This is a genomic window from Subtercola boreus (genome assembly GCF_003399635.1).
In the GTDB taxonomy this organism is placed as follows: Bacteria; Actinomycetota; Actinomycetes; order Actinomycetales; family Microbacteriaceae; genus Subtercola; species Subtercola boreus_B.
Window position 1 is genome coordinate 132,353 of sequence record NZ_NBXB01000041.1, and the last position, 26,875, is coordinate 159,227.

Sequence of the window (26,875 nt, forward strand, 5' to 3'; positions counted from 1 at the left end):
TCAGGCATCCCTCCGGCGGATCAGGGTGGCGGCCGCGGCGAAGACGACGGCGATCCATCCGATCATAATCAGCAGCGCCTGCCACCACTCGAACGTCGTGCTCATCTGGTAGATGGCGGGGCCGACGGAACCGGGCAGCCAGTCGGAGATGCTGTGCGCCCAGTCGACCGGGATCAGCGTGAAGATCACCGGAACGACGAGCAGCAGCCCGAGTGAGGCGGCGATACCGCCGGCGGTGCTGCGGAGGATCGCGCCGAGACCGAGGGCGAGCATCCCGATCAGGGCGAGGTAGCCAGCGGCACCGATGATCGGCAGGAAGACAGCCGAGTCGGAGAGGTTCGACGAGTGGCCCGCGTTCGCGAGGATCGGATACGTCACGGCGTAGGCGAGCAGGATGCCGACCAGCGACACGACGAACGTGACGACGCCGAACACAGCGAGCTTCGCCCAGAGCACAGGCAGCCGTTTCGGCACGGCGGCGAAGCTCGAGCGGATCTGGCCGGTGGAGTACTCTCCGCTGATGACCAGCACCCCGAGCACCGAGACGACGAGCTGGGCGAAGACGACGCCTGCTGTCGCACCCGCCGTGGCGAGCTCCGGCGACTGCAGGATGGCCTGGCCCCGGCTGGAATCAAGGTTGTTCACCGTGAACGAGATCACGAGCAGACCGATCGCGATCTGCAACACGAGGATGACCGCGTACGCCCAGATCGTCGAGCGGAGGGAGCGGAGCTTGATCCACTCGGAACGGATGATGCCGCCCGCGGTCAGGCGGATCGGCGAGGCGGGCAGCGTGGTGCTGCGCCGGGCAGTTGCAGTGCTCATCGGAGTGCCTCCGGGCCGCTCGGGGCGGCGTGGGTCGGTGCGGCGTGGCTGGCCGCGTGGGTGTGTTCGTGGGGCGCGTCGACCTTCGCGGGGTCGGCGTGGGCCGCCGGCTGGAGGGCGTTCGCGGGGTCGAAGACCCCTGTGCGGTACTCCACGGCGTCGGCCGTGAGGTTCATGTAGGCGTCTTCGAGCGAACCGCGAAGCGGTGTGAGTTCGTGCAGCACGATGCCGTTGGTCGCTGCCACCTCACCCACGGCGGCCGACGTGAGACCCACGATCTCGAGGGTCTCACCGTCGATACTCGTGATGGTCACGTCGGGCGAGTTGAGCAGGCGTGCCATCTCGGCGGCACGCGGGCTGACTGCCCGCACGGAGGCGGTGGTCGCGCTGCTGACGATGTCCACCACCGGCGCGTCCGCGATGATGCGGCCCTTGCCGATGACGATGATGTGGTCGGCCGTCTGGGCCATCTCACTCATCAGGTGGCTCGAGAGCAGCACGGTGCGGCCCTCCGATGCGAGGAAGCGCACGAGCTCGCGCACCCACATCACACCTTCGGGGTCGAGCCCGTTGACGGGTTCGTCGAGGATCAGCGTCGAGGGGTCTCCGAGCATTGCAGCGGCGATTCCGAGCCGCTGGCCCATACCGAGCGAGAACCCGCCGACACGCTTCTTCGCGACCGTGTCGAGGCCGGTCATCTCGATGACCTCGTGGACTCTGGATGCTCCGATGCCGTGTGTCGCACCGAGTGCCAGAAGGTGGCTGTACGCCGACCGGCCCTGGTGGATGGCCTTCGCGTCGAGCAGCACCCCCACCTCGTGAAGCGGAGCCGCGTGGTCGCGGTAGACCTTGCCGTTGACGGTGACACTGCCGCCGCTTGGGCGGTCGAGTCCCACGATCATCCGCATCGTCGTCGATTTGCCGGCACCGTTCGGGCCGAGGAAGCCGGTGACGAGGCCGGGCCGAACGGTGAAGGTCACGTCGTCGACGGCGGTCTTCGGGCCGTACTTCTTACTGAGTGAGTGTGCTTCGATCATGCTTCGACACTACGAGGGGGCACCCTCCCCGGGCATCCACCCGCAGACGGGTCTTTGCACCGGGCGCCTCCACCCTGCGTGGTACCTGGGTACTAGTCGTCCCCGGGCCGTGACCCTGCGCACAATTCAGGATATGCGCGGGGCCATCGAGCATACGGGCCCGGAGCGGCTCCTGTCCTGAATTGTGCACGCGGCGGCGGCCGGGCCGGGCCGCGGGGTGGCGCGGCCCGATGGCCGGCGGCTACTTCTTCTGGGCCTTCTCGTCGACCGGGGCGGTGCCGCTCGCGCGGAGATCCCGGTAGTACTCCCGCGCCTCGCTCTGGCGCGCCGCCTCAGCGCCCGAGGCGATGGGAGCACGCACGTGCTCGGGGCCGTAGCCGAATGCGGCGACGAGGTCGAGGGCGTGCGGACGCAGCCGGGAGGTCAGGCGTTCGACATAGGCTTCGACGGCCCGGGCCCGGCTCGGCGACAGGCGACCGTTGATGAGGTACCAGGCCGCGTGCTTCTGGATCAGGCCCAGCCCGAAGAGGTCGCGCAGCCAGGTCATCACCGTCTTGGTGCCGGGGTCGTCGATCTTCGCGAGCGCGTCGGTGAACGCCTCCCACTGCAACAGCTCGCCGTGCGCGCGGGCGGCCTCGATCATCGCGTTCTGGTTCTGGTTGAAGAGATCGGCCGCCTTCTTCTTGGCGCCCGGCTTCTTCGACCCCGTTGCGGCAGGCCGGAGGTTTCCGGCGATCTCGGCGACCATCGTCTCGACGCGGTCGGTCAGCAGGGCGCGCTGCGAACGCGCCGAACGGAGCTGGCCCACCGAGCGGGCGACGGATCCGCGGTCGGAGACGTTCTGCGCGAGACGGCGGAGGCCCGCCCCGTTCACCGCACGGTCAGCAGCCTGCTCGACGGCGTAGCGGGCGAGAACGCCCACATCGGCCTTCGCGAACTTGCGGCTGTAGTCGGTGAGCAACCTCTTGGCGACCAGCTGGAGGAGAACGTGGTTGTCGCCCTCGAAGGTGGCGTACACGTCGAGGTCGGCGCGGAGGCTCGTGAGCCTGTTCTCGGCAAGAAAACCCACACCGCCGCAGGCTTCGCGCGCCTCCTGCAGCGTGTCGAGACCGTGCCAGGTGGAGAGCGGCTTGAGGGCGGCGGCCAGGGTCTCGAGATCCTGCCGGTCGACGTCGGTGTCGTGGGCCCCCGAGAAGACACTGTCGAACTTCGTCAGCAGAACCTCGTGGGCGAAGCTCGCGGCGTAGGTCGTCGCGAGGCGCGGGAGCAGACGGCTCTGGTGCTTCTGGTAATCGAGCAGCACCTCTTCGTCGGTGTCGCTGCCCGCCGTGAACTGCCGGCGCTGGCTGCCGTAGGTGATGGCGATGATGAGGGCGATCTTCGCCGCAGCGGTGGATGCCCCGTCGAGCGAGACCCGGCCCTGCACGAGGGTGCCGAGCATGGTGAAGAACCGGCGCCCGGGGCTCGAGATCGACGAGGTGTAGGTTCCGTCGGCCGCAACGTCTCCGTAGCGGTTCAACAGGTTCAGGCGCGGAACGCGCACGTGGTCGAAGTGCAGGCGGCCGTTGTCGATCCCGTTCAGCCCGCCCTTGATCCCGTCGTCTTCTCCGCCGACTCCCTCGAGGAATGTGCCCTCGACCGAGCGGATGGGAACGTAGAACGCGTGCACGCCGTGGTTCACCCCGGCTGTGATGAGCTGGGCGAACACGACGGCCGCTGTACCGTCGACGGCCGCATTGCCGAGGTAGTCCTTCCACGCGCCCCGGAACGGGGTGTTCAGCACGAACTCCTCCGTTGCCGCATCGTAGGTGGCGGTGGTGCCGATGCTGGCGACGTCGGATCCGTGCCCGGTCTCCGTCATGGCGAAGGCGCCGGGCACCTCGAGGCTCATGATGGCCGGCAGGAACGTCTCATGGTGGTACTCGGTGCCGAGGTGCAGCACGGCGGCGCCGAAGAGTCCCCACTGCACGCCCGACTTGATCTGCAGCGACGGATCGGCCGTGACGAGCTCCTCGAACCCGGCGATGTTTCCGCCGTGGTCGTCTTCGCCGCCGAGGTGCTTCGGGAACGCCTTGTTCACGGCGCCCTCCTGCACCAGCAGGTGCAGCTGACCGAAGACGGTCTTGCGGTGTTCCGCGACGGTCTGGCCCTCGATGCGCTGGAGCTCGGGGCGGCCGGCGACCCTGCGCGATTCGAGCCGCGCCTCAGACCAGGTGCCGAGGAGGTAGTGGCTCAGCCAGTCGATGTCGATCGCCGGGGGCGTGGATGTCTCGGGGGCGACGCTCTTCGCCGTGCGGGCGTTCCTGGCGCTCGTACTGCCCGCGTTCTTCGACGGCGTGATGACCTTCTTCAGCCCCGCGTTCTCGGCAGAGGTGGTATCGGTAACAGCTGTGGTGACCATCGGTGGCCCTCATCTCTCGGCGTCGGTTCGAAGTGCTCGCATTTTCACGATACGAGCCCACGTGCCGCCCGCCAAACATGCAGTGCCAGCCCTACAAGCACCTCGCCGCACGCCTCGTAACCCGTTGTCGATAGCTACAACATGGGGGGCCTTCTATGAGAGACCTGCCACAACCTCCAACAGTGCCTCGCCGTAGGTGTCGAGCTTCTTCTGCCCGATGCCGGGGATGCCGTCGATGTCGCCGAGCGCGGCGGGGCGACGGGTTGCCAGCTCGCGGAGCGTTGCATCGTGGAAGATCACGTAGGCGGGCACGCCCAGCTCCTTCGCCGTCGTGGACCGCCACGCCCGGAGCGCCTCGAAAAGCGGCACGGCATCGGCGCCGAGGTCTGCCGTGGCCGCGGCGCGGGCCCCGGAGCCGGAACCTGAACGCTGCGACCGGGCCGCGGTGCGCTCGGGCTCGGTGCGGAACGACACCCGGGTCGCCCCGCTCAGCACGTCAGCACTGGCCGGCGCGAGCACGAGAGTTCCGAAACCGTCATCGTTCACCGCCAGGAGCCCCTTGGCGAGGAGCTGTCGCACCACTGACCTCCACTGCTGCTCGGAGAGGTCGCCGCCGATGCCCCACACTGCCAGGTCGTCGTGGCCGTACTGCGAGACCCGCGGGGTCTTCTTCGCCCGGAGGATGTCGATGAGGTGGCCGGCCCCGAACTTCTGGTTGCGCTCCCGCTGGAGCCGGACGACGGTCGAGAGGAGCTTCTGCGCGGGAACCGTGCCGTCCCAGGCCTCCGGCGGGACGAGACAGGTGTCGCAGTTGCCGCAGGGCGTGCTCGTCTGCCCGAAGTAGCCGAGCAGGTTCACCCGCCGGCAGTCGACCGTCTCGCAGAGGGCGAGCATCGCGTCGAGGTGGGCGGAGAGCTTTCGGCGGTGCGAGACGTCGCCCGGCGACTGGTCGATCATGCGCCGCTGCTGCACCACGTCTTGCAGCCCGTAGGCGAGCCAGGCGGTCGACGGTTGCCCGTCGCGCCCGGCACGGCCGGTCTCCTGGTAGTACCCCTCGACGGATTTCGGCAGGTCGATGTGGGCCACGAACCGCACGTCGGGCTTGTCGATGCCCATGCCGAAGGCGATGGTCGCGACGATCACCACCCCGTCTTCGCGGAGGAACCTCGACTGGGTGCGGGCGCGCGTGCCCGCATCGAGCCCCGCGTGGTACGGCAGCGCATTCACCCCGTTCGTCGCCAGGAACTGCGCCGTCTGTTCCACCGTCTTGCGTGACAGACCGTAGACGATGCCGGCGTCGCCCGCATGCTCGGTGCGGATGAGCGACAGCAGCTGCTGCCTCACCTCGGCCTTGTTCTCGATGCGGTACCGGATGTTGGGGCGGTCGAAGCTCGCGACGAAATGCTGGGCATCGCCCATGCTGAGCCGGTCGGTGATCTCCTTGTGCGTGGCCTCCGTGGCGGTCGCGGTCAGAGCCAGGCGAGGGATCGCGGGCCAGCGCTCCGCCAGCTCGGAGAGACCGAGGTAGTCGGGACGGAAGTCGTGGCCCCACTGCGACACACAGTGCGCCTCGTCGATGGCGAAGAGAGAGATGGTTCCGCGGTCGAGGAAACGCTTCGTGGCCTCGGACGAGAGCCTTTCCGGCGCAACGTACAGGAGATCCAGTTCACCCGCGAGATAGGCGGTCTCGACGCGTTCGCGCTCCCGGGCATCCTGCGTCGAGTTCAGGTAGGCGGCGTTGAGGCCGACTGCCAGGAGCGCGTCGACCTGGTCTTGCATCAAGGCGATCAGAGGCGACACCACGACACCCGTGCCCTCGCGGAGGAGCGCCGGTATCTGGTAGCAGAGGGACTTGCCGCCACCGGTCGGCATGAGCACGACGGCGTCGCCGCCGCCCGCGACATGGTCGATGACGGCCGCCTGGTCGCCCCGGAAGTCGTCGTAGCCGAAGACTCGCTTCAGCACCGCCCGCGCGTCTTCGCCGAGGGCGGGCCGGGCCCGGAGAACCGCCGGAGCCCGGCGCAGGGAAGTCCCGGCCGAACCGGACGGCTCGTCGAACGAGAACGAGTCGTAGCCGGGGTACTCGGGCTCAGGATAGTCGGTCAGCGGCGGCTCGGCACCCGGGTATTCGGCGCCCGGACCCTCTGCCTCCGGGTAGTCCAGGGGCGGTGGTTCGGCCTCGGGGTAACCGGCGGGCGGGCGCATCGTCATGCCACCAGTTTAGGTTCGACCCCCGACACCGAAACCGAAAGGGGTGAACCTGTGGAGAGATCTTTCTCCACAGGCCCACCCCTCAGCAGGACGAGAGCCGCTACCGCACAGCCCGGCGGCGGCGGAGAGCCACAGCTGCACCCCCGATGAGCAGCGCCAGAACACCGAGCGCTCCGAGACCGATCGACTCGGCTCCGTTCGCTCCGGTGTTCGCCAGCGAGCCCGGAGCGGCCCCGCCGGCCGGCGTGGGCGTGGGAGCCGGGGTGACGGGCACCACAGGCGACACGACGGCAGCCGAGGTGACGGTGAGCAGCGCCGTCGACGTTCCGGTGCCGGGCACCGAAGCCGAGATCACGTCGCCGACAGCGGCGCCGGCGGGAACGGTGAAGGTGACGGATGCCCGCCCCACCTCATCCGTCGTGTCCACGACAGCCGGGTCGATGGTTCCGCTGGCGATGACCGCACCACCCGCGACGATGTCGACCGTCGGCGCAGCCGGCTCACCACCGCTGAACAGCAGCGACGACAGGTCCACGGTGACGGACTGGCCCGCAGCGACGCCGGCGGCGACATCCAACCCGGCCGGGTACGACACACCGATGGCGCGCTGGGCCTCATCGGGTGAGGCCGTCTTGTACTGGCCGAAGTAGTCGACCATCGACTGCAAGTCGATCTTGCCGGAGTCGGCGACATCCGTGCCCTCTGCAAGAGTCGTGAAGTTGTCACCGCCCGAGGCGAGGAACGAGTTCACGACGACCTTGACGTTCTGGTCGGCCGCCAGGGGCGCACCGTTCAGCGTGAGGGAGGTGATGTGCGATCCCGCAGCGGCGAGGGGGGCGTAGGTGTACGCCAGCGACTTCGACACACCGAGCTTCAGGAACGGTCGGGCCGCGGCGGCGGGCTGCCACTGTTCCTCGAGCACCTGCTTGATCTGCGCCGCGGTCAGGTTCAGCGTGACGAGCGTGTTCGCGAAGGGCTGCACGCTGGCGACCTCCTTGTAGCTCACCGAGCCCGCGGCGTCTCCCGACCCTGCGTAGGTGAGATCTGCGCGGAGGCCACCGGGATTCATGAAGGCGATTTCTGCGCCCGCCTGCTGGGTCGACCAGAGCTGCACGTCGGCGACGAAGTTGCCGAGCACCGACTCACCGCCGCGGTTCTCGCTGCCGTCGCTCTGCCGGGCGCGGTCGAAGTCAGCCGTGATGGTGCCGGTCTCGACGCTTCCGAGCACGTCGGCTTTCGAGACCGCCGCGTCGACGATCGCCTGCACGGTCGGGTCTGCGGGATAGAGCGGCGCGTTGTCGGCCGCGGCGTCGGTCAGCGGCAGCACCTCAGACGTGATGCTCAGCAGCTTCTTCGTGTCAGGGTCGACCGACAGCGCGAGGTGGCCGAGATCCATGCTGTACGAGCCGGTCTGGAGCACAGGGCGCGTCGCCCCGGGGACCCCGGGAACCGGCGACTCGTAGTCGTAGAGCTGGTGCGTGTGGGCGCTAATGATCGCGCTGACGTTCGCATTCACGCCGCTGACGATCTTGCCGAAGACCGTGTCGGGCGCGGCCACCTCGGGCGTCGCGGCCCCTTCGTGCACGAGCAGCACAATCACGTCGGCCTCGCCGTTCGAGGCGTCTCCGTCTTTCAGTTCGTCGGCCACCGTGTTCACGCTCGAGACGATCGGCGCGACGGTGATGCCCTGGATGCCCGCCGGGCTCACCAGCGAGGGAAGCTCCTCAGTGACCGCTCCGATGAAGCCGACCCGGATGCCCGCGACATCCTTCACGAAGTACTGGTCGTAGGCCGGCTTGCCGGTCGCCTTGTCGAACACGTTCGCTGCGAGATACGGGAAGTCGGTCGCCGGGATGACGCGGTTCGTCAGGTCTGACGCACCCTTGTCGAACTCGTGGTTGCCGACAGACGACACATCGAGCTTCATCGCGTTCAGCGCGTCGATGGTGGGCTGGTCATCCTGGATGAACGAGGTGAACGTCGATGCCCCGATGTTGTCTCCGGCCGAGGCGAAGATCGTGTTCGGGTTCGCCGCCCGGAAACTGTCGACGGCACCGGCGAGCACGGCCGCGCCCGCGGTGCTGCCGTTCGCCTCGAGTCGGCCGTGGAAGTCGTTGATGTTCACGATGTCGATGTCGACCGGGGTGGAAGCCGCCGATGCGGTACTGGCGGAGACGGCGCTCAGGCCGACCGCCAGGGTGACCGACGCGGCCAGCGCGACGATGCGCCGCACTCGCCGGGAAGGGGTGTTGCTCGGGGACACAGAGTCTCCTTCGTTCTCGTTCTTCAGGTGCAGGGATTGCCACCCCCCCTGTGAGGGGGCTGCATCACACCCTACGGTTTGTGTGCCAATTCTCAGAGAACTGATCTCAGCTGTAACGGAATGTTCATATTCGGCAAGCAGTTCTGCGGAATGAATCCGGCACCCCCCGGCTTGTAGCTCCTCATGAGCACCCACACCGCAGCCGTTCCGCTGCCCCTCTCCGCCCGCACCGACCGGCGCTCCTGGCTCGCTGTGGTGTCGGTCGCGCTCGGCTCCTTCGTGCTCGTTCTATCGGAGTTCCTCCCGATCGGCCTGCTGCCCGCCATCGCCGACGACCTCGGCGTGAGCATCGGCACGGCCGGGCTCGTCGTGGTCGCGACCGGCCTCGCTGCAGCGGTGAGCGCTCCGGTCGTCACCATCCTGACCTCGGGCCTCGACCGGCGCATCGTTCTGATCGCTCTCTCGGCGCTCCTGGTGCTCGCGGATGTCGCCGGAGCACTCGCGCCGAACTTCACCGTTCTGCTGGCCGCCCGACTGCTGCTCGGAGTGGCCCTCGGCGGATTCTGGGCCATCGGCGCCGCGGTCGCGTCCCGGCTCGTGCAACCGGGGTCGGTCATCCGCGCCACCTCGTTCATCACCGCCGGGATCTCGGTGGCCACCGTCGTCAGCCTGCCGCTCGGCGCCCTCGTCTCCTCCCTCGCCAGCTGGCGTGTCGCGTTCGTGATCGGTGCCGTTCTGGCACTGGTCGCTCTCGTCGGGCAGCTCGCGCTCCTGCCCCGGATCCCTTCGGTACAGCGCGTCGGTCCGTCGACCCTCGTCGCACTGCTGAGGGTGCCGCGGGCCCGGATCGGGTTGATCGGGGCCGCCTTCGTCTTCGTCGCGCAGTTCGCGGCGTACACCTTCGTGTCCCCGTACCTCGAAGAGCTGGTGAGACTGGATCCCGCCTCGATCACGCTCGCCCTGCTCGTGTTCGGTGTCGCAGGTGTCGCCGGCAACTTCATCGCCGGCTTCGCCCTCGACCGCAGCATCACCGCGACGGTCGTGGGTGCCATGGCGATCGCGGCCGTCGCCATCCTGCTGCTGCCTGTCGTGGCCGGCACCGCCGTGGGAGCGCTCGTTCTGCTCGCCCTCTGGGGCCTGGTCTGGGGTGGCCTTCCGCTCGCGCTGCAGACGTGGGTGATCAACGCAGCCCCCGCCGCAGCAGAAGGCGGCCTGGCACTGTTCGTCACGACCATCCAGATCTCCATCGCCGCTGGATCGACGCTCGGCGCCGTCGCCGTGAGCACCGGCGGCCTCGCGTTCGACTTCTGGCTGGCGGGCGGGATAGCGGCGGTCGGTGCCGTGACCGTGCTGGCGCTCGGGGTGCGCGGGGTTCAAGGGATTCGCGGAGTTCGCGGAGCCTCCGCCGAACCGATCACCGTGAAAGCCAACCCCTGCGAGGCGCTCCCGGGTTCATCCGCCATGCAGCCCTGCTGAGCGCCACGCTCCGGATGCCCGGCAGCACCCGCTCGCCCGGGCGCCGGCCTCTCGCTGGGGCAATAATGGGCCCATGGTGTTCACCCGTGGATATGACCGGCTCGTCAATCTGAGCGATGCGGTGATCGCGATCGCCGTGACGCTGCTGATCCTCCCTCTGGTCGACAAGGCCGGCAGCATCGGCGAGACCTCCCCGGGCGATTTCCTCGGCGAGAACATCGGGCCCCTCCTACTGTTCGGGCTCAGCTTCGTCGTGATCGCCAGGTTCTGGCTGCTGCACCACCAGATCTACCGGGTCATCGACGGCTACACCCTGCCGCTCGTCTGGGTCAACTTCGCCTGGTTGCTCTCCATCGTCTTCCTGCCGTTTCCCACGGAACTCCTCGGCCAGGGCGACCATGTCAGCACGGTGGCGGGGGCCCTCTACATCGGCACGATGCTCGTGACCTCGGTGACCGGGCTCGTGCAGCTCGTGATGATCACGCGGAGGCCGGAGATGCAGCTCGAGTCGGTGCGCGGAACCCTCCGCCTCACCCCGGCCGTCGTCGCGACCTGCGCCATGGCGGCGGCGTTCGCGCTCTCGTTCCTCCCCCAGATCGGGCTCTACTCGCTGCTGCTCCTTCTCGCCTCGGGCTTCGTGGAGGGCCAGATCGGCCGGCGTCAGAAGGCTCGCGCGACCGCCGCGACCGCCGCGACCCCCGCCGCGGCCGCTGCCCCGACCCCGGGGGCCTCCGCCGCCGCGGCCGCCGAGCCCACCGCCACCTCCGCGACTTCCGCCACCTCCGACCACCCGTAATTCAGGAGGAACGGCCCGCTATCGATGTGTCAGGCACGGCGGCCCGATCATCCTGAATACGTGCACGCCCGAGTGGGCCAGCACGCACACGATCGGGCACCGGCACGCCTCAACGCAGAAACGGGCCCCGGATGCCCCACCGAGGTGGAAGCATCCGGAGCCCGTTCCTGTCAAGCCTGCTGTGGCCCGTTGTGCGAAATGGTGCTGCGGTGAGACCTACGCGTGCGCGCTCTGCAGGTCGTCGATCAGGCGGTCGCCGGGAGCCGCCGGAACCATGGTCGCCTCGATGTCGGCGCGCTCGAGGAGCTCGTCCATGCGGCGGCGACGCGACTTCGAGATGAGCGTCACGACGGTGCCCTGCTTGCCCGCGCGGCCCGTGCGGCCCGAACGGTGCAGGTAGGTCTTGTACTCGTCAGGAGCATCGGCCTGGATGACCAGGTTGATGTCGTCGACGTGGATGCCGCGGGCTGCGACGTCCGTCGCCACGAGCACGTTGACCCGGCCGCTGGTGAGCAGCTGGAGGTTCCGCGTGCGGCGCGACTGGTTGAGGTCGCCGTGCAGCGACGTGGACGGGATGCCCGCGTCGTCCAGCTGGTCGGCGAGCTCTTCGGCGAACGCACGGGTGCGGGCGAAGATCAGCGTCTTGCCCTCGCCGCTCGCGAGCTGCTCGATGATGGCACGCTTGTCGCGCTGCTCGATCAGCAGGACGCGGTGGTCGATCGTCGAGGAGGCCTGGTCTTCACCGGCGACTTCGTGAACGGCCGGCTCGACGAGGAACTCATTGACGAGCTGGGCGACACCCTTGTCGAGGGTGGCCGAGAAGAGCAGCTTCTGGCTCTTCGGCGCGGTCTGGCGGAGGATCCGCTGCACCGGCTCGAGGAACCCGAGGTCGCACATGTGGTCGGCCTCGTCGAGAACGACGATCTTGACCTGCGAGATGTCGAGGCGGCCCTGTTCGATGAGGTCCTCGAGGCGACCGGGGGTCGCGATGATGATGTCGGTGCCGCGCTGCAACGCCGAGACCTGCTTGAACTGGGGCACGCCGCCGAAGATCGGGGTGGTGAACAGGCCGACCGAGCGGGCGATGGGCTGCACGGTGCGGTCGATCTGCATCGCGAGCTCACGCGTCGGGGCCAGGATGAGGGCGCGCGGGAGGCGACCGGGCTTCCGGCCCTTGGCTCCCTCGTTCTCCATCAGGCGCTCAACGAGCGGTGCACCGAAGGCGATGGTCTTGCCGGAGCCGGTCTTGCCGCGGCCGAGAACATCCTTGCCGGCGAGAACGTCGGGGATGGTCGCTGCCTGGATCGGGAACGGGCTCGGAGCACCCATCGACGCGAGCTGGCGCTGGATGTTGTCACCGAGGCCGAGGTCGCCGAACGTCTTGTCGACGACGTCGCTGGCGGTGGTCACTTCGGCTTCGAGGCGCTCGAGCACGACGTCGTCGCCGGCTCCGAAGCGGCCCGCTGCGGCGGTTCCTGCTCCGTCGCTGTAGCCGGTGTTCTCGCGCTTCGGGTAGAAGTCGCTGCCACGCGCGGCGCGGTCGGTGTTGGAGTCGCGGCGGTCCTCGAACGAACGCGCGGGGCGGTCGCTGTAGGCCGGGCGCTCGGTGTGGGCCGGGCGGTCGCTGTAGCTCGGACGCTCCGTGCGGGCCGGGCGCTCAGAGCGCTCGGGACGGTCACCGTAGGTGGGGCGCTCGGGGCGGCCGGCACGCTCGGTGTAGCTCGGGCGCTCGCTCCGCTCCGGGCGGTCGCCGTACGAGGGACGGCCGGTGGATGCACCGCGGTCACCGTAGCTCGGACGCTCGGTGCGTGCACCGCGGTCGGGGCGGTCGCCATACGAGGGACGCTCGGTGCGTGCACCGCGGTCACCGTACGCGGGGCGCTCGGTCCGGGCCGGGCGATCACCGTACGAGGGACGGCCGGCGGATGCTCCGCGGTCGCCGTAGCTCGGACGCTCGCTGCGGCCGGCACCGGAGGCGTTGCGGTCACCGTACGACGAGCGATCGCTGCGCTCCGGACGGTCGCCGTACGAGGGACGGCCGGCGGATGCTCCGCGGTCGCCGTAGCTCGGACGCTCGGTGCGCGCACCACGGTCGGGACGGTCACCGTACGAGGGACGGTCGCTCCGGCCGGCACCCGACGCGTTGCGGTCCCCGTAGGAGGGGCGGTCGTTGCTCCGCGCGGGGCGGTCGCCGTACGACGGACGCTCGGAACGGCCGGCGCCAGAGGCGTTGCGGTCACCGTAGCTCGGGCGCTCGGTGCGCGCGCCGCGGTCGGGACGGTCTCCGTACGACGGGCGGTCGCTACGGCCGGCACCGGACGAATTGCGGTCGCCGTAGGAGGGGCGACCCGTCGAGGCGCCACGGTCGGGGCGGTCGCCGTACGAGGGGCGGGATCCGCGGTCGCTGTAGTTCGACTCGCGGCTCGGGGTTGCAGCGCGGGGCTCCCAGTTGGGGCGCTCGGCGCGGTTCGTGGGGGCGGCGCCGCGGGCGGCGCGCTCGTCGGGGCTCCAGCGTGCCTTCTTGGACGCTCCCGCGTCAGCGCTCTGGTGGCCGCGGTGGCCGGCACTCCGCGCTCCGGGAGCGCTCTTCGGGCCGAACTTGTTGCCGCCGGTGGAGGATTTTTTCGAGTAATCGGGCATGATGCTTTCCGGGTTGTTTCATTTGCATGGCAAAGCGGTCAATACATTTGCGATTGACTTTTGCTGAACCCGGGCAGTCTTTGGCCGGGGCCGTTTCACATACGTGATTGTTCCCGCCCCGCGCCTTCACACCCGTGCACACGTTCGTGCGGTGTTGTTGCGCTTGTGCACTCTTTGCACGACGCATCCATATTGCGTCGCACCCATCGCACGAAACGAGAAACCGGCCCACCTGACTTACAAACCCATCCGCGCGCAACGCGCGGTGTCAAGAGCCGACCTGCACACATTACACGGTCGGCCCCCGATTGTCACGAACCGCCGGTTCCGCGCGTCCGCATCAGGTCGCGAGCCCGGGCCGCGAAGTGCCGGAGGCGCCAGACGCTCCGGCGGCCGCCTGCCCGGCGTGCTCGGTCTGCCGCGCCGCGCGCCGCGAGCCGGTCTCCCGCGCCGGCGACCCCACGAGCAGCCAGCCGGTGCGTTCGGGCCGACGCCGCCGGGCGAGTGCGGCTCCCGCGAACAGCAGGCTGAGCAGCAGCAGGATGGCAAGGACGGCGACGCTCCCCCATACCGTTCCTGCAGAACCACCTGCCAGGATGCCCTGCATGCCCGAGACGGCATACGCCATCGGGGAGATGCTGCTGATGAACTGGAACGGCCCCGACAGGATCTCTACCGGATAGATGCCGGCCGTCGTCGCAAGCTGCACAGCGAACAGAATGAGCGAGATGACCGAGCCGACCCGGCCGAACGCCGACCGCAGGAGCTGGTGGAACGCCGTGAAGGCGAGTGCGACCAGCAACGCGAATCCGAGCGTCGCGGGCAATGAGGACCACGGAGCATCGAGGCTGAACTGCAGGTAGGCCACAACAACCACAGCCTGGAGCGCCGCGAAGAGCGACGCCCGGCCGAAGATGCGCAGCACGAGCCGGCCCGTCGAGGCCGAGCTCGCCAGCAGCGACATCCGAAGCGGGCGGAGCAGCAGGAAGATCGCGAGAGCCCCGATCCAGAGCCCGGCGGGAACGATCAGGATGGCGATGACGCTGCCGATCCCGCCCTGGCTGTTCAGAGTCGTCACGTTCACCGCGATCGGGTCGGCCGCGACCTTGGCGGAGGTCGACGGATCGGTCGCGGCGCTCTTGGTGAGCGCATCCGCCCCCGATTGGAGCCCCGAGGCGAGCGTGGTGGCGCCGGTGGCGAGCTGGCCGGCACCCGCGGCGGACTGCTGCGCTCCCGTGGCGAGCTGCGCGGCACCGTCGGAGAGCTGGGAGGCGCCGTCACGCAGCTGGCCGGAGCCGGAGGAGAGCTGGGAGGCGCCGGAGTCGAGCTGTGAGATGCCGCCCTGCAGGGCATCCAGACCCGACGACGTCTGCGCTGCGAGCGTCGACCCTCCCGATGCGGCCTGGCTGAGCCCGCCGGAGAGCTTCGCGTAGGTGCCGAGCAGCTGTGCCTTTTGAGCGGCGTCGAGGGTCGGGTTCGAGCTGATCGCAAAGTCGAGCCCGGACTTCAGAGAGCTGAACCCGCCCGCGAGGGTCGAGACACCGTCGGTGTAGGTACTGACACCGGCGGAGAGCTGTGAGAGCTGGCCTGCCTGATCGTCGAGCGTCGAGACACCTCCGGCGAGCGAGTCGACCCCACCGGTGTACTGGCTGATTCCCGAGCTGAGCGTCGAGGCGCCGGATGCCGCACCCGACGCTCCCGTCGCGAGCTGGTTCAGCCCGTCGGTGAGACTCGAGGCCCCTGTGCCGAGCTGCGTGGCGCCGTTCGCAGCGGTCGAGAGCTGGGTGCCGACCGTTCCGAGCCCGGAATAGACCCCGGTCAGCACCTGCGCGGTGATCGTCTGGCCGAAGCCGGCCTTCAGAGCGGAACCGACTGTGCTCGCGACCACGCCCGCGAGGTAGCCGTGCGAGTCGTCAGTCTGAATGTCGATCGATCCCTGTGCGGGAGCGGGCGTGCCGAGCGTGTTGATCTGGGCCGAGAAGTTCTCGGGGATGGTCAGCACCGCGTAGTACGTGCCGTCGGCCAGGCCCTTGGCGGCGTCTGCGGTGTTGGTCACGTTCCAGTCGAAACCGGTCTGGTCGGGTCCGGTGAGAGCGGTGACCAGGCCGCGGCCCGCATAGACCGTGGACTGCGTGCCGTCGGCCGCGGTCGTCGTGAGCAGTTTGTCGTTGTTGACCACCGCCGCCGGCACCTTGTTCAGGTTGTCGGAGACGTTCGAGAACGCGCCAGAGAAGAGCGCGTTGGCCGCGAGCGGGATCACGATGACGGCGATGGCTGCAACGGCGAACCACCACCTGCTGCGGCGTCGATGGGAGCGCACGGGTGCTGCCTCTTCGGCGGGGGCGGCAGTGTTCTGGATGCTCATCGGAGGATCCCTTCATGACGGGCGGGAGTGGAGAGTTCGAGGGTGACCAGCGGCCGGGCGGATGCGGGCGCGGATGCGGATGCGGATGCGGCGACCGAACCCGCTGCTGCCTGCCGCGCCACACCGAACACCGGCACCGTGGGAAGACCGAGCACGAGCGTCATGCCGGCGGGCACAAGGTCGGCCAGGGCATTCACGAAGTCGCTCGTGTCCGCCAGCGGCGACCCCGCATCGCCCGTGTCGAGCACCAGCAGCGCGCCGCCGTCGGCGAGACCCAGGGCGGTGAGCACCAGCGCCGTCGCGAGCGGCGTGAGCGAACCGAGGGCGGTCTCGGCCGAGAGCGGCGGCTCGCCGGGGAACCGCGAGAGCGCCCTGTCGATGTCGGCGACACGGTGGTCGACCTCGGACGCCGAAGCTCCCCGCCGGAACAGCGGCCGGGCGTAACGGAGGCGATCGCGCAGCGCCGAGCCGACGGAGCTCGAGACATCCGTGCGCCCCGAGGCGAGATCGACGAGGGTCACGCACCGGCTGAGGGCGCCGGCCTCGGAGGGCACGGTGAACCCGAGCACCTGCAGCTCGCCCGACTCGGGGTGAAGGCGCCCCGCGAGGGTGGCGCCGACCAGGCGACGCGACGTGGTGTCGCCGGAGATCACCAGGACTGCCCCCTCGGTGAGCGAGAGATCGATCGTGTTCTCGACTCCGCCGATGCGCAGGTCTTCGGCAGAGATGATGTCGTCCGTGTGACGAGAGGCCCAGGCCGCACTCGCGATGTGTTCGCGGAGACCCTCGCCCTCGACATCCACATTCGGCAGGATGCGCGACAGCGACCGGGGCAGTTTCCAGGCCGTGGCGCCGAGCAGCGTCATCACCGCGGGCACCAGCGTCATGCGCACGAGGAACGCGTCGACGAACACCCCGACGGCGAGTGCGAGCGCGATCTGCTTGATCGCCCCTGTGCCTTCGGGCACGAAGGCGAAGAACACGAAGAACATGATGAGCGCGGCGGCCGTAACCACCCGCGCACCCTGCACGAAGCCGACCCGGATGGCGCGGCGGGCGTCTTTCGTCTTCACGAACTCCTCCCGCATGCCTGAGACGAGGAACACCTCATAGTCCATGGCGAGCCCGAAGAGGATGGCCATCAGCAGAATGGGCAAAAAGCTGATGAGCGGGCCGGTGGTCGCGATGTTCAACAGATCGGCACCCCAGCCCCACTGGAAGACGGCGACGGTCACCCCAAAGCTCGCACCCACAGAGAAGAGGAAACCGACGGCCGCCTTGATCGGCACCGCGATCGACCGGAACACCATGGCCAGCAGCACGATCGAGAGACCGACGACCAGGATGCCGAACGGCAGCAGGGCGGCGGTGAGCAGGTCGGAGATGTCGACGGCGACGGCCGTCTGCCCGGTCACGGCGATCGGTGTGCCGAGATCGGCCGTGATCGTGTCGTTCACCGCCCGAAGGTCGTGCACGAGCGTCTTGGTCTCGGGCGAGTCGGGCGCGGTCGTGGGAATGACCTGGAAGATCGCGGTGTCGACGGTGGGGTCGGGGATGCCCTGGCCGACGACCGCGACCCCGGGAACGGTGCGCAGCTCATCACCGATCTTGGTGAGCACGCCCTGTATGTCGGTGGACTGCGTGATGTCGGCGACGACGATGAGCGGGCCGTTGAAACCGGGGCCGAAGCCCTCGGCGAGCAGGTCGTAGGCCTGGCGGTTCGTCGTGTCGGCGGGCTGCTGCCCGGAGGTCGGCAGGTTCAGGTCGAGGCTGAATGCGGGTATGGCGGCAACACCGACGAGCCCGCACACCGCGATGATGAACACGATCGGCGCCTTCATCACCAGGCCGACCCAGCGGGCACCCATCGAACGCGAGACCGGCTTCGTTCCGGATTTCGCTCGGGCGGCATGAGCTCCGGCGTGCACGGGAGAATTGCCGTCGACCACGTCGACCTCAGCTGCGGCGTGCGAATGCGCGTGGGCATCCGGGGCACCCGCACCCAGACCTGCGATCGTGACCGGCTCGTCGTGCTCCAGTGCCGCAAGCGCACGGCGTTCGACCCGGGAGCCGCGCTTGGGCCGCAGCCGGTTCTTCGCGAGCCCCATGATGGCCGGCAGGAGGGTCGCCGCGATACAGACCGAGATGAACACGGCGAAGGCGGCGGCGACACCCATGACGCTGAGGAAGGGGATGCCGACGACCAGCAGCCCGAGCAGGGCGATGATCACCGTCGTACCCGCGAAGACGACAGCACTGCCCGCGGTCGCGACCGCCTGCGCGGCCGACTCCTCGGGCTCCTGGCCCTGGGCGAGCTGCGTTCGATGCCGCGAGAGGATGAACAGGGCGTAGTCGATACCGACCGCGAGTCCGATCATCACCGCGAGCAGCGGCGCGGTGCTCGAGATGGAGGCGAAGGCCGTCGAGGCGGTGACAGCACCGATGGAGATGCCGACGCCGATGATCGCGGAGAGCAGGGGCAGGCCCGCGGCGAGCAGCGAGCCGAAGGTGATGAACAGCACGACGGCGGCGAAGAGCACGCCGAGTCCCTCAGACGGCGAGATGCCGACGGTGTTGTCCTGGAAGACCTGGCCGCCGAACTCGACCCGGATGCCCGCGTCGGCCGCCAGCGAGCGGGTGGCCTGCACGGCGTCCGTCGTCGATGCCGGGATGTCGATCGTCGGTCCGTCGAACGACACGGAGGCGTAGGCGATGGTCTTGTCCGACGAGATCGCATTGGTGGCGTACTCGGAGTAGGGCGTGACCACCGAGCTGACGTGCGGGATCTTCGCGAGCGCATCCGTGACCGCGGTGATCGACGCCTGGTCGGCCGGGTCGGTGACCGTCTGACCCGCCGGAACCTGGAACACGACCTGCGCGCTCGACCCGGCGACCGCGGGGAACACAGCGTCGAGCTTGTCGAGCGTCTGCTGCGACTCAGTGCCGGGGATGCTGAACCCCTCGTCGTAGCTGCCGCCGAGAGCGGAACCACCGCCGAGGATCACCGCGAGGAGCAGGAACCAGGCCACAATGACCTGCCATGGGTGCCGGAACGAGAACCGGCCGATACGGTACAGAAGAGTTGCCATGGTGCGGACTCCTAGAGCGTGACGGCCGGGGCGGCGAAGGGGACGAGAAGTTCGGTGACGACGGCGACAAGGGCCGCGCGGGCCTCTTCGATGGGCGCCAGGTCGGTCGACGGCATTGCGACGCCGGTCGCGACCACGTAGGCGGCACCGGCCAGAGCGACGCCGAGCCGGATCCGCTGCTCGGGTGTCGCCAACTCGTTCACGAACGAGTCGCTCAGCCGGCGCAGGAAGTCGTTGGCACGATCGACGATCGGGATGCCCGCCAGCGACTGGCCCTGGTTGATGATGATGTGGGCCTCGAGGCCGTGCACCAGCAGGAAGTCGATGAAGTCCTCGACGAAGGTGCCCCGCAGGTCGGCGTCGGCGATGCGGCCGATCGAGCCCTGGAAGAGACCGTCGAGCTTCACAACGGCCGGGGTGAGCGCCTCTTCGAGCAGGGCCTCCTTCGACGCGAAGTGGTACAGCACGCTCGACTTCGAGTACCCCGCGGCATCCGCGATCTGCTGCAGCGATGCACCTGCGTAGCTCGTCTCGACGAACAGGCGGAGCGCTACGGCCTTCAGCTCCTCAGAAGGGTCGGGGCGGTGCGTCGGATGAATCGGCATGTCGACAGCGTACCTGACCGCTCGGTCAGCTCCTGTACGATCGGTCAGATCTGCGGGCCGCTCACAGGCTCGGCAGCCGAAGCTGTGAGGGCTCGCGTGTCACTCGCTCCGGCCTGGCGTTCGATGAACCGCTGCTCGCGCCGCTGCTGTCGTCGCTCGAGTCGCCCCATTACGACGTTGTAGAGCACCGGGAGCACGATGAGCGTCAGGATCGTCGACGAGACGAGCCCGCCGATCACCACGATCGCGAGCGGCTGCGAGATGAAGCCGCCGTGGCCGGTCAGCCCGATCGCCATCGGCAGCAGCGCGAAGATGGTCGCGAGCGCCGTCATCAGAATCGGCCAGAGCCGCCGCACGGCACCCTGCACGAGCGCCTCGCGAACAGGCAGACCCCTTCCCCGGTACTGGTTCACCAGGTCGACGAGCACGATCGCGTTCGTCACCACGATGCCGATCAGCATCAGCACGCCGATGATCGAGGGCACCCCGAGCGGGATGCCCGAGATCACCTGCAGCGCGATCGCCCCCGTCGCGGCGAACGGCACGGACACCAGCAGCAGGAGCGGCTGCAGGAGGCTCTTGAACGTCGCCACCATGACCACGTAGACGATCAGGATCGCCACGAGCAGCGCGATGCCGAGCTGCCCGAAGGCGTCGCTCTGGTTGGAGGTCGCTCCCCCGAGCTTCGCGGTCGCCCCGGCGGGCAGCTGCACGGCATCCACGGCCTTCTGCACTTCGGCGCTGGCCGAGCCGAGGTTGTCACTGGATGGCGTCGCCGTGACGCTCGCCGTCCGAAGGCCCCGCGACGTGGTGATGGTGTCGGGGCCGTTCACCTCGGAGACGGTCGCGAGCGAGTCGAGCCGCACGGGCCCTGTCGCGGTCGGCACCTCGAGCGCCGCGAGGTCGGCCTGGGTGGCCGGAGTGCTGTCGCTGGCGATGTAGATCGTGTACTGAGTGCTGTCGATCACGATCGATCCGACCGTCTGCGGCTGCATGGCGTTCGCGACGAGCGATCCGACGGCCACCTCGCTGAGGCCGGCCTCGACCGCCTTCGTGCGGTCCACGGCCACGGCGATATAGGGGGCCGGGTGGCTGCCAGGTTCGACGAGCTCTGCGTGATGCCGTCGAGATCCTTGACCGAGGCGAGCACCGCGTCGGCCGCGGCCTGCAGGTCGGTCTGGTTCGTGGCCGAGATGTCGACGGTGATGTCCGAGGAGCCCCCGAATCCGGCCGAAGCGGCGACCGAGATGGCGCCGGCGTCGGGGATCGCGGCAAGATCGGTCCGCACGGTGTTCTGCAGGTCATCCTGGTTCACGGAGTCGTCGGTGGTGATCGAATACGTGATGGCGTTGCCGCCGCCACCCACGAACGCATCGCGGAGGCTCGAGCCGCTCGAACCGATCGAGGCCTGCACGGTCCGGATGCCCGCGATGCCGCGGAGCGCCGCCTCGACCTTCTGCGCCGACGCGTCCTGCACATCGAGGCTCGCACCGACCGGCACGGTCTGGGTGACGGTGAGCGTGTTCTGGCCGCTCGAACCGAGGAAGTTGGTCTTCATGAACGGCACCAGCGCGATCGTGCCGCCGAGCACGAGCACCGCGATGATGAGGGTGACGAACGAGTGCTTCAGCGTCCACGTGATGATCGGCAGGTAGCGGCGCTGCAGGGCGCCGGGCGCTTCGTCTTCGATGACATTCTGCGATCGGCGGGCGCGACGGCCCGGCAGCGCGGCGGTGGCCACGGCGAGACTGTCGCGCACGGGACGGCCGGCGACCGTGTCGCTGGTGCTGGTGCCCTGCGCAGCGGAAGCAGCGGAAGCCGAGGCCGACGCGGTTGCTGCGAGAACGCCCTGGCGAGCATCCGGAGCCGCGGCAGCAGCTGCCTTCGCCAACGCGCGCCGCTGCCGCCGGCTCACCCGGTGCGAGCTGCCGAGGAACCAGTAGGCGAGCACCGGCACGATCGTGAGCGCCACGAACAGCGACGCGAGCAGCGCGATCGTCACCGTGAGCGCGAACGGCCGGAACAGCTCGCCCGTCGTGCCCTGCACGAACGAGATGGGCAGGAAGACCGCGACCGTCGTGATCGTCGAGGCCGTGATGGCCGTCGCGACCTCGCGCACCGCCTCGATGATTACCTCTGACCGGGTCGCACCGTCGATCGGCCCCGAGCCTTCAGCCTGGCCCAGGTGCCGCTTGATGTTCTCGATCACGACGATCGAGTCGTCGACGACCCGGCCGATCGCGATCGTCAGCGCACCGAGGGTCAGGATGTTCAGTGAGTAGTTCGCCGTCTGTAGACCGATGAACGTGATGAGCACCGAGGTCGGGATCGAGATCGCGGTCACGATCGTCGACCGCACCGACATCAGGAAGATCAGGATGATCACCACGGCGAAGAACAGTCCGAGCAGCCCCTCTGTGGCGAGCGACTCGATCGACTGCTGGATGAACGGGGCCTGGTCGAACACGACGGTGAAGGTCGCGCCGGGGAGCGCCGACTGCAGCTCGGGGATGATGTCCTGCACGCCCTTCGACACGTCGACCGTGTTCGCGGCGGGCAGCTTCGTCACCGCGATGGTGAGCGCGGGTTCCCCATTCACCCGGGAGATGGATGTCACGGGGTTGTCGACCAGCGCGACCGTCGCCACATCGCCGATCGAGTAGACGCCCCCGCCCGGCTTGGCCGCCGGCAGCGGCAGGGCGGCGATGTCAGCGGTCGACGCCAGCTTCGAACCGGCCTGCACCGAGAGCGTGGATCCGTTCTCGGTCAGCGACCCGGCGGGCAGGAGCGTGCCGTTCGACGCCACCGCCGTCTTCAGGGCGGCCTGGGTGAGGCCCGCCTCGGCCAGCTTGCCGCTGTCGGGCGTGATCGTGACGCGCTGCCCGGGGTCGCCGACGAGCTGCGCCGCGCGCACCCCCGCCACCTGTTCGATGTCGGTGAGGGTGGATGCCCGAAGGGACGCCGCCAGCGCCTTCGTGTCGCCGCCCGCACCGCCCGTCACGGCGATCTGGATGACTGGCAGGTCTCCGATGCTGCCGCTCAGCACCTGCGGGTCGACGGTGTCGGGCAGCGTCGACTTCACCCGGTTGATCGCCTGCGAGATCTTCTGCTCGGCGTTCGCGAGGTTCGTGCCGTAGACGAAGGTCGCGTTGACGATCGACAGGTTGGTACTGGATGTCGCGGAGGTCGTGTCGATGCCCTCGACGCCCTGCACGGCCTGCTCGATCGGCGTCGACACGTCGTCGTTGACCACCTCGGGCGACGCACCGGGATAGTTGGTCAGGATCACCAGTTGCGGAAAGTCGATCGACGGGATCAGTTCCTGCTTCAGGCTGGTGAGGGCCAGCCCGCCGAAGACCGCCGCCACGATCGTCACGAGGGCGATCAGGGCCCGGTTCTTCATGCTCAACACTGCGAGGAGATGCATGGTCTCAGTGTCGCACTTCTACGGTGCGTCGAAAACGCGGGTGGACCCCTTGACGCGAGCCGGCCGCGACGGCAGCCAGAACCGGTCGCCGGTCACGAACACGAGCGCCGGCACCAGCACCGTGCGCACGAGGAGGGTGTCGAGCAGCACACCGATGCCCACGATGACGCCGATCTGGGTGAGGGCGATGATCGGCAGCACGCTGAGTACCGCGAACACCGCGGCCAGCAGGATGCCCGCGCTGGTGATCACGCCACCGGTCGCCGAGAGCGCGTGGATCATGCCCGGCCTCGTGCCGAGACGTCCGGCCTCCTCCCGCGCCCTCGTCACGAGGAAGATGTTGTAGTCCACCCCGAGCGCCACGAGGAACAGGAAGCTGAACAGCACCACGTTCGTATCGAAGGCAGGAATGTCGAAGACCGTCCTGAACACGAGGTTCGCCGCTCCCAGGCTCGCGAAATAGCTCGCGACCACAGTGACGATCAGCAGCACCGGCGCCACGAGGGCCCGCAGCAGCACGAGCAGCACCACGAACACGATCGCCAGGATGATCGGGATGATCAGGGCCTCGTCGTGGGCGGAGGCGGTCTGCTCGTCGAGCGCCGTGGCATCCGTGCCGCCGACCAGGGCCGCACTCGCGCCGTCGCCCGCATTCGTATAGGCGGCCCGCAGATCGGTGATCGTCTGGAACGCGGCATCCGACTGCGGCTCCGCGGCCAGCGTCACGCTGAGCTGGGTGATGGTTCCGGCGGCCGCGCCCACGGTGACGGTGTCGACCCCGGGCGTCTGGATGGCGATGCGCTGGGCGCTCTGCAGGGCATCCGTCGGCGTGATGACGATCGTCTGGGCGCTCTGGCCCGCGGGGAACGCCTGGTCGATGACCGCCTGGCCCTGGGCCGACTCGGGGTTGCCCCGGAACTGCTGCACCTGCGAGAGCCCGACGCTGAGGTTCAGGGCGCCGAGCGCGAGGGCGCCGAGCACCACCACACTGCCGATCACCACGACCACCGGCCGCCGCGAGACCCCGTGGCCGAGCTTCGACCAGAAGCCGTGCTCGGTGGGCGACTCCGAGCCGAACGTCGGCACGAACGGCCAGAACAGCCCGCGCCCGAAGATGACGAGCGCGGCGGGCAGCACCAGCAGCGCGAAGATCATCGCCGTGACGATACCGATCGCGCAGGCGAACCCGAGCGCCCGGTTGCCGGAGAGCTCCGCGAAGAGGAGCGTGAGGAGGCTCAGCGTGACGGTGCTTCCGCTGGCCAGCACCGCCGGACCGGCCCCGCGGAGCGCCTGGGACATCGCCGCCCGCCGGTTCTCGTGCCGCCTCAGTTCCTCCCGGTAGCGGGCGATGAGCAGCAGGGCGTAATTCGTGCCCGCGCCGAAGACGAGCACCGACAGGATGCCCGAGATCGAGGCGTCGATGGTGAACCCGAACACGTTCGCGAGCTGCTTCACGAGGACGCCTGCCAGCCCGTCGGCGAGCCCGATCACGGCCAGCGGCACCAGCCAGAGCCAAGGGCTCCGGTAGGTGATCAGCAGCAGCACGGCCACGACGATCACGGTCACGAGCAGTAGCCGGAAGTCGGCACCCTGGAACGCGGCGGCCACGTCGGCCTGGAACCCCTCGGGACCGGTGACGTAGGCGTTCAGCCCGTCGGGGAGGTCGGTCTTCGCGGTGGTCCGGAGGTCGGCGACCCGGGCGCCCTGGGCTTCGCTGTCGGTCGCGGCCGGCAACGGAAGGGGCAGCAGGGCGGCGGTTCCGTCGTGGGAGTACTGCGCCGGGGGCAGCTGGCCGCTGAGCGACTCGGGCGCGAGAGCCGCACCGCGGGCCGCGACCGCCGTCCGGTCGGCATCGGTCAGGGGCTCACCCCCGCGGTCGAACACGACCAGCGCAAACCCGGCGCCGGAGTTCGGCAGCTGCTTCTGAAGCTCGGCGACCTGGGCCGACTGGGTGCTGGCGGGGAGTCCGGCGGTCGGGGCGACACTGCCGGTGCTCGCCGGCGCGGTGGCGAACAGGATGCCCGCTGCCACGATCGCCAGCGCGAGAACGATCCACGCGGTGAATTTTCCGCTGACGAAATCGGTCAGGTGGCGCATCCGGGGGTCCTGTCTCTCTTACTTGCCTGATAGTTAAGCTTCTTGACAATAACAGAGGATAGGATGATCTGCATGACGGCCTCGCGTGCACCCCGCCCCCTGGTGAACGCCGCGGCCTCGGACTACGCTGATCCGGCCGCTGCGTCAGCCGAGTCGCTGCTCGGCGACCGGCAGGCCCAGATGAGCCAGGCGAGCCTCAGCTTTCGAGAACTGCTCACCCTGACCGCCGACTTCGAGCGGGTGCTCGCCGCGCACCTCTCCATCAACGCGACCGACCTCGAAGCCATGGAGCACCTCATCGAGGCGGGGCCGCTCAGCCCCACCGAGCTCGCCCACCGCCTCGGCATCACGACCGCCGCGACCACCCTCGTGATAGACCGTCTCGAGAAGGCCGGCCACGCCGCACGCGAGGCGCACCCGAGCGACCGCCGCAAGGTGCGCGTCGTGCCGGCCGAGGCATCCGTCGCCCGCACCTTCACCGCGCTCCGCCCGCTCATCTTCGGTGTGGATGCCGTGCTCGACGACTTCGCCCCCTCGGAGCGCACCGCCATCGAGCTGTACCTCGCCCGTGTCGCAGACGTCTACCGCGCCGTCATCGCCGAGACGCCGCCCCCGCCGCCGCCCGCCTCCTGACCCGCCGCGCTGGGAGTGCGGCGCCATGGAATGCCCTCGGCCAAACCTCGCCGTATTCGCCTCCACTTTCGCTGGGCGCATTCCGTAGAGATCGAAACCTGCCCGTGGTTGCGGGGCAGGCGGGGAGGATGGCGAAGGTGCGAAGCGCGTCGCGCACGAAGGCGGCCGTGCCCGCGCCGTGGCGGTCGTAGGTGCGGCCGAAACGGTCGTCGGCCACGTACAGGTCGCCCAGCCCAGCGAGGTACTCCGCCGAGACGACGCCCGCCACCGCGCGGCCCCGCACCTCCGACAGATGACGACCCGGACCGGGGGCCGTCGGCGGGGGCCCGCCGAGCGCCCGCGCTAACCACGCGACGTGGCGTTCAACGAGTGCCTGCGCCTCGGGGCCGGCGGGGTCGGATCCGGCGCCGTTCAGCGCCCCGAAGGCGGCCGCCGTCGTGCGGCCCTCTGCCGTGAAGTCGTGCCGCTGGGCATCCGTCAGCCCACGCCACCAGGCGTCGGAGGCCGCGTAGGCCGGCATGCCCCAGCTCTCTGCGACCTCGCCTTCGTGCACGGTGTGGTCGAATCCGTCGAACATCGTCTCTGCCATGAGGGGGGTTCCTTCCTGAATGCCGTCAAGCGTCAGTTCGACCGCGCCGATCTGCCGCGCGATGCGCTGCTGTTCGAGCCGGAGGCCGTCGAGGTGTGCGCCGAGGGCCGACACCGGGTCGGTCTGTTCGGCCAGAACCTCAGCGATGGCGTTCAGGCCGAGCCCGAGCCTCCGCAGCAGCAGGATGCGCTGCAGGCGCACGAGCGCCGCCTGGTCGTAGTAGCGGTATCCGTTCGCGCCGATCCGGCTGGGCGCGAGCAGCCCCAGGTCGCCGTAATGCCTCAGCGTGCGGCTCGTCGTTCCGCCGAGCGCCGCGATCTTCTGGATCGGCCACTCCTCTGCCATGCCGGCCTCCCGTGCTTACCGCGCGGCGGCCCGGATGGCCGCCTCACCTCACGCTAAGGGTTGACGCAGCGTCAGA

General features: G+C 69.1%; 16 protein-coding genes. 3 read left to right on the forward strand and 13 right to left on the reverse strand.

Annotated features, from left to right (window positions below; genetic code table 11):
• From B7R22_RS15645 to B7R22_RS15665, 5 genes are all read right to left on the reverse strand, one after another.
• Positions 1-825, reverse strand: a complete 825-nt coding sequence (locus B7R22_RS15645) for an ABC transporter permease (protein WP_116412623.1) — start codon at positions 823-825, stop codon at positions 1-3.
• Positions 822-1,862 carry an ABC transporter ATP-binding protein gene (locus B7R22_RS15650; RefSeq protein ID WP_116412624.1) on the reverse strand — a complete coding sequence of 347 codons (1,041 nt, stop codon included), beginning with the start codon at positions 1,860-1,862 and terminating at the stop codon, positions 822-824. Before B7R22_RS15650 ends, B7R22_RS15645 begins: the two co-directional genes overlap by 4 nt.
• 241 nt (positions 1,863-2,103) lie before the next feature.
• Positions 2,104-4,263, reverse strand: coding sequence for an acyl-CoA dehydrogenase family protein (locus tag B7R22_RS15655; protein WP_116412625.1), 2,160 nt, complete (start codon positions 4,261-4,263; stop codon positions 2,104-2,106).
• A 153-nt stretch (positions 4,264-4,416) separates the two neighbouring features.
• On the reverse strand, positions 4,417-6,474 hold the full coding sequence (gene recQ, locus B7R22_RS15660; protein WP_253259116.1) for a DNA helicase RecQ: 2,058 nt from the start codon (positions 6,472-6,474) through the stop codon (positions 4,417-4,419).
• 100 nt (positions 6,475-6,574) lie between these two features.
• A complete protein-coding gene (locus B7R22_RS15665) occupies positions 6,575-8,737 on the reverse strand; it encodes a bifunctional metallophosphatase/5'-nucleotidase (RefSeq protein ID WP_253259117.1) in 2,163 nt (720 codons plus the stop codon).
• Between the two features lie 183 nt (positions 8,738-8,920).
• Here B7R22_RS15665 and B7R22_RS15670 point away from each other — a divergent pair, with 183 nt between their 5' ends.
• Entirely contained in the window at positions 8,921-10,213 is a 1,293-nt protein-coding gene (locus B7R22_RS15670) for an MFS transporter (RefSeq protein WP_116412670.1), read from the forward strand.
• 73 nt (positions 10,214-10,286) lie between these two features.
• The gene (locus B7R22_RS15675; RefSeq protein ID WP_116412627.1) at positions 10,287-11,009 is read left to right on the forward strand and encodes a TMEM175 family protein; all 723 of its coding nucleotides are present in this window, start codon (positions 10,287-10,289) and stop codon (positions 11,007-11,009) included.
• 216 nt (positions 11,010-11,225) lie between these two features.
• Here B7R22_RS15675 and B7R22_RS15680 read toward each other — a convergent pair whose 3' ends face one another.
• The 7 genes from B7R22_RS15680 to B7R22_RS15715 form a co-directional block, all read right to left on the reverse strand.
• Positions 11,226-13,649 carry a DEAD/DEAH box helicase gene (locus tag B7R22_RS15680; protein WP_116412628.1) on the reverse strand — a complete coding sequence of 808 codons (2,424 nt, stop codon included), beginning with the start codon at positions 13,647-13,649 and terminating at the stop codon, positions 11,226-11,228.
• 340 nt (positions 13,650-13,989) lie between these two features.
• A complete protein-coding gene (locus B7R22_RS15685) occupies positions 13,990-16,014 on the reverse strand; it encodes a YhgE/Pip family protein (protein WP_116412629.1) in 2,025 nt (674 codons plus the stop codon).
• On the reverse strand, positions 16,011-19,103 hold the full coding sequence (locus B7R22_RS19910; protein ID WP_253259118.1) for an MMPL family transporter: 3,093 nt from the start codon (positions 19,101-19,103) through the stop codon (positions 16,011-16,013). Before B7R22_RS19910 ends, B7R22_RS15685 begins: the two co-directional genes overlap by 4 nt.
• A gap of 11 nt (positions 19,104-19,114) precedes the next feature.
• Complete coding sequence (locus tag B7R22_RS15700) at positions 19,115-19,708, reverse strand: TetR/AcrR family transcriptional regulator (RefSeq protein ID WP_116412631.1); 594 nt, start codon at positions 19,706-19,708, stop codon at positions 19,115-19,117.
• Positions 19,709-19,752: 44 nt separating this feature from the next.
• Positions 19,753-20,772 carry an efflux RND transporter permease subunit gene (locus tag B7R22_RS15705; RefSeq protein WP_216363493.1) on the reverse strand — a complete coding sequence of 340 codons (1,020 nt, stop codon included), beginning with the start codon at positions 20,770-20,772 and terminating at the stop codon, positions 19,753-19,755.
• Positions 20,673-23,135 (reverse strand): efflux RND transporter permease subunit, encoded by a 2,463-nt coding sequence (locus tag B7R22_RS15710; RefSeq protein ID WP_116412632.1) that lies wholly within the window; start codon positions 23,133-23,135, stop codon positions 20,673-20,675. Before B7R22_RS15710 ends, B7R22_RS15705 begins: the two co-directional genes overlap by 100 nt.
• 18 nt (positions 23,136-23,153) lie before the next feature.
• Positions 23,154-25,232, reverse strand: a complete 2,079-nt coding sequence (locus tag B7R22_RS15715; RefSeq protein WP_116412633.1) for an MMPL family transporter — start codon at positions 25,230-25,232, stop codon at positions 23,154-23,156.
• A gap of 72 nt (positions 25,233-25,304) precedes the next feature.
• Here B7R22_RS15715 and B7R22_RS15720 point away from each other — a divergent pair, with 72 nt between their 5' ends.
• Complete coding sequence (locus tag B7R22_RS15720; RefSeq protein ID WP_253259119.1) at positions 25,305-25,865, forward strand: MarR family transcriptional regulator; 561 nt, start codon at positions 25,305-25,307, stop codon at positions 25,863-25,865.
• Here the strand turns inward: B7R22_RS15720 and B7R22_RS15725 are convergent.
• Entirely contained in the window at positions 25,825-26,799 is a 975-nt protein-coding gene (locus B7R22_RS15725) for a MerR family transcriptional regulator (RefSeq protein WP_116412634.1), read from the reverse strand. The two genes, B7R22_RS15720 and B7R22_RS15725, sit on opposite strands and share 41 nt — an antisense overlap.
• Positions 26,800-26,875 lie beyond the last annotated feature (76 nt).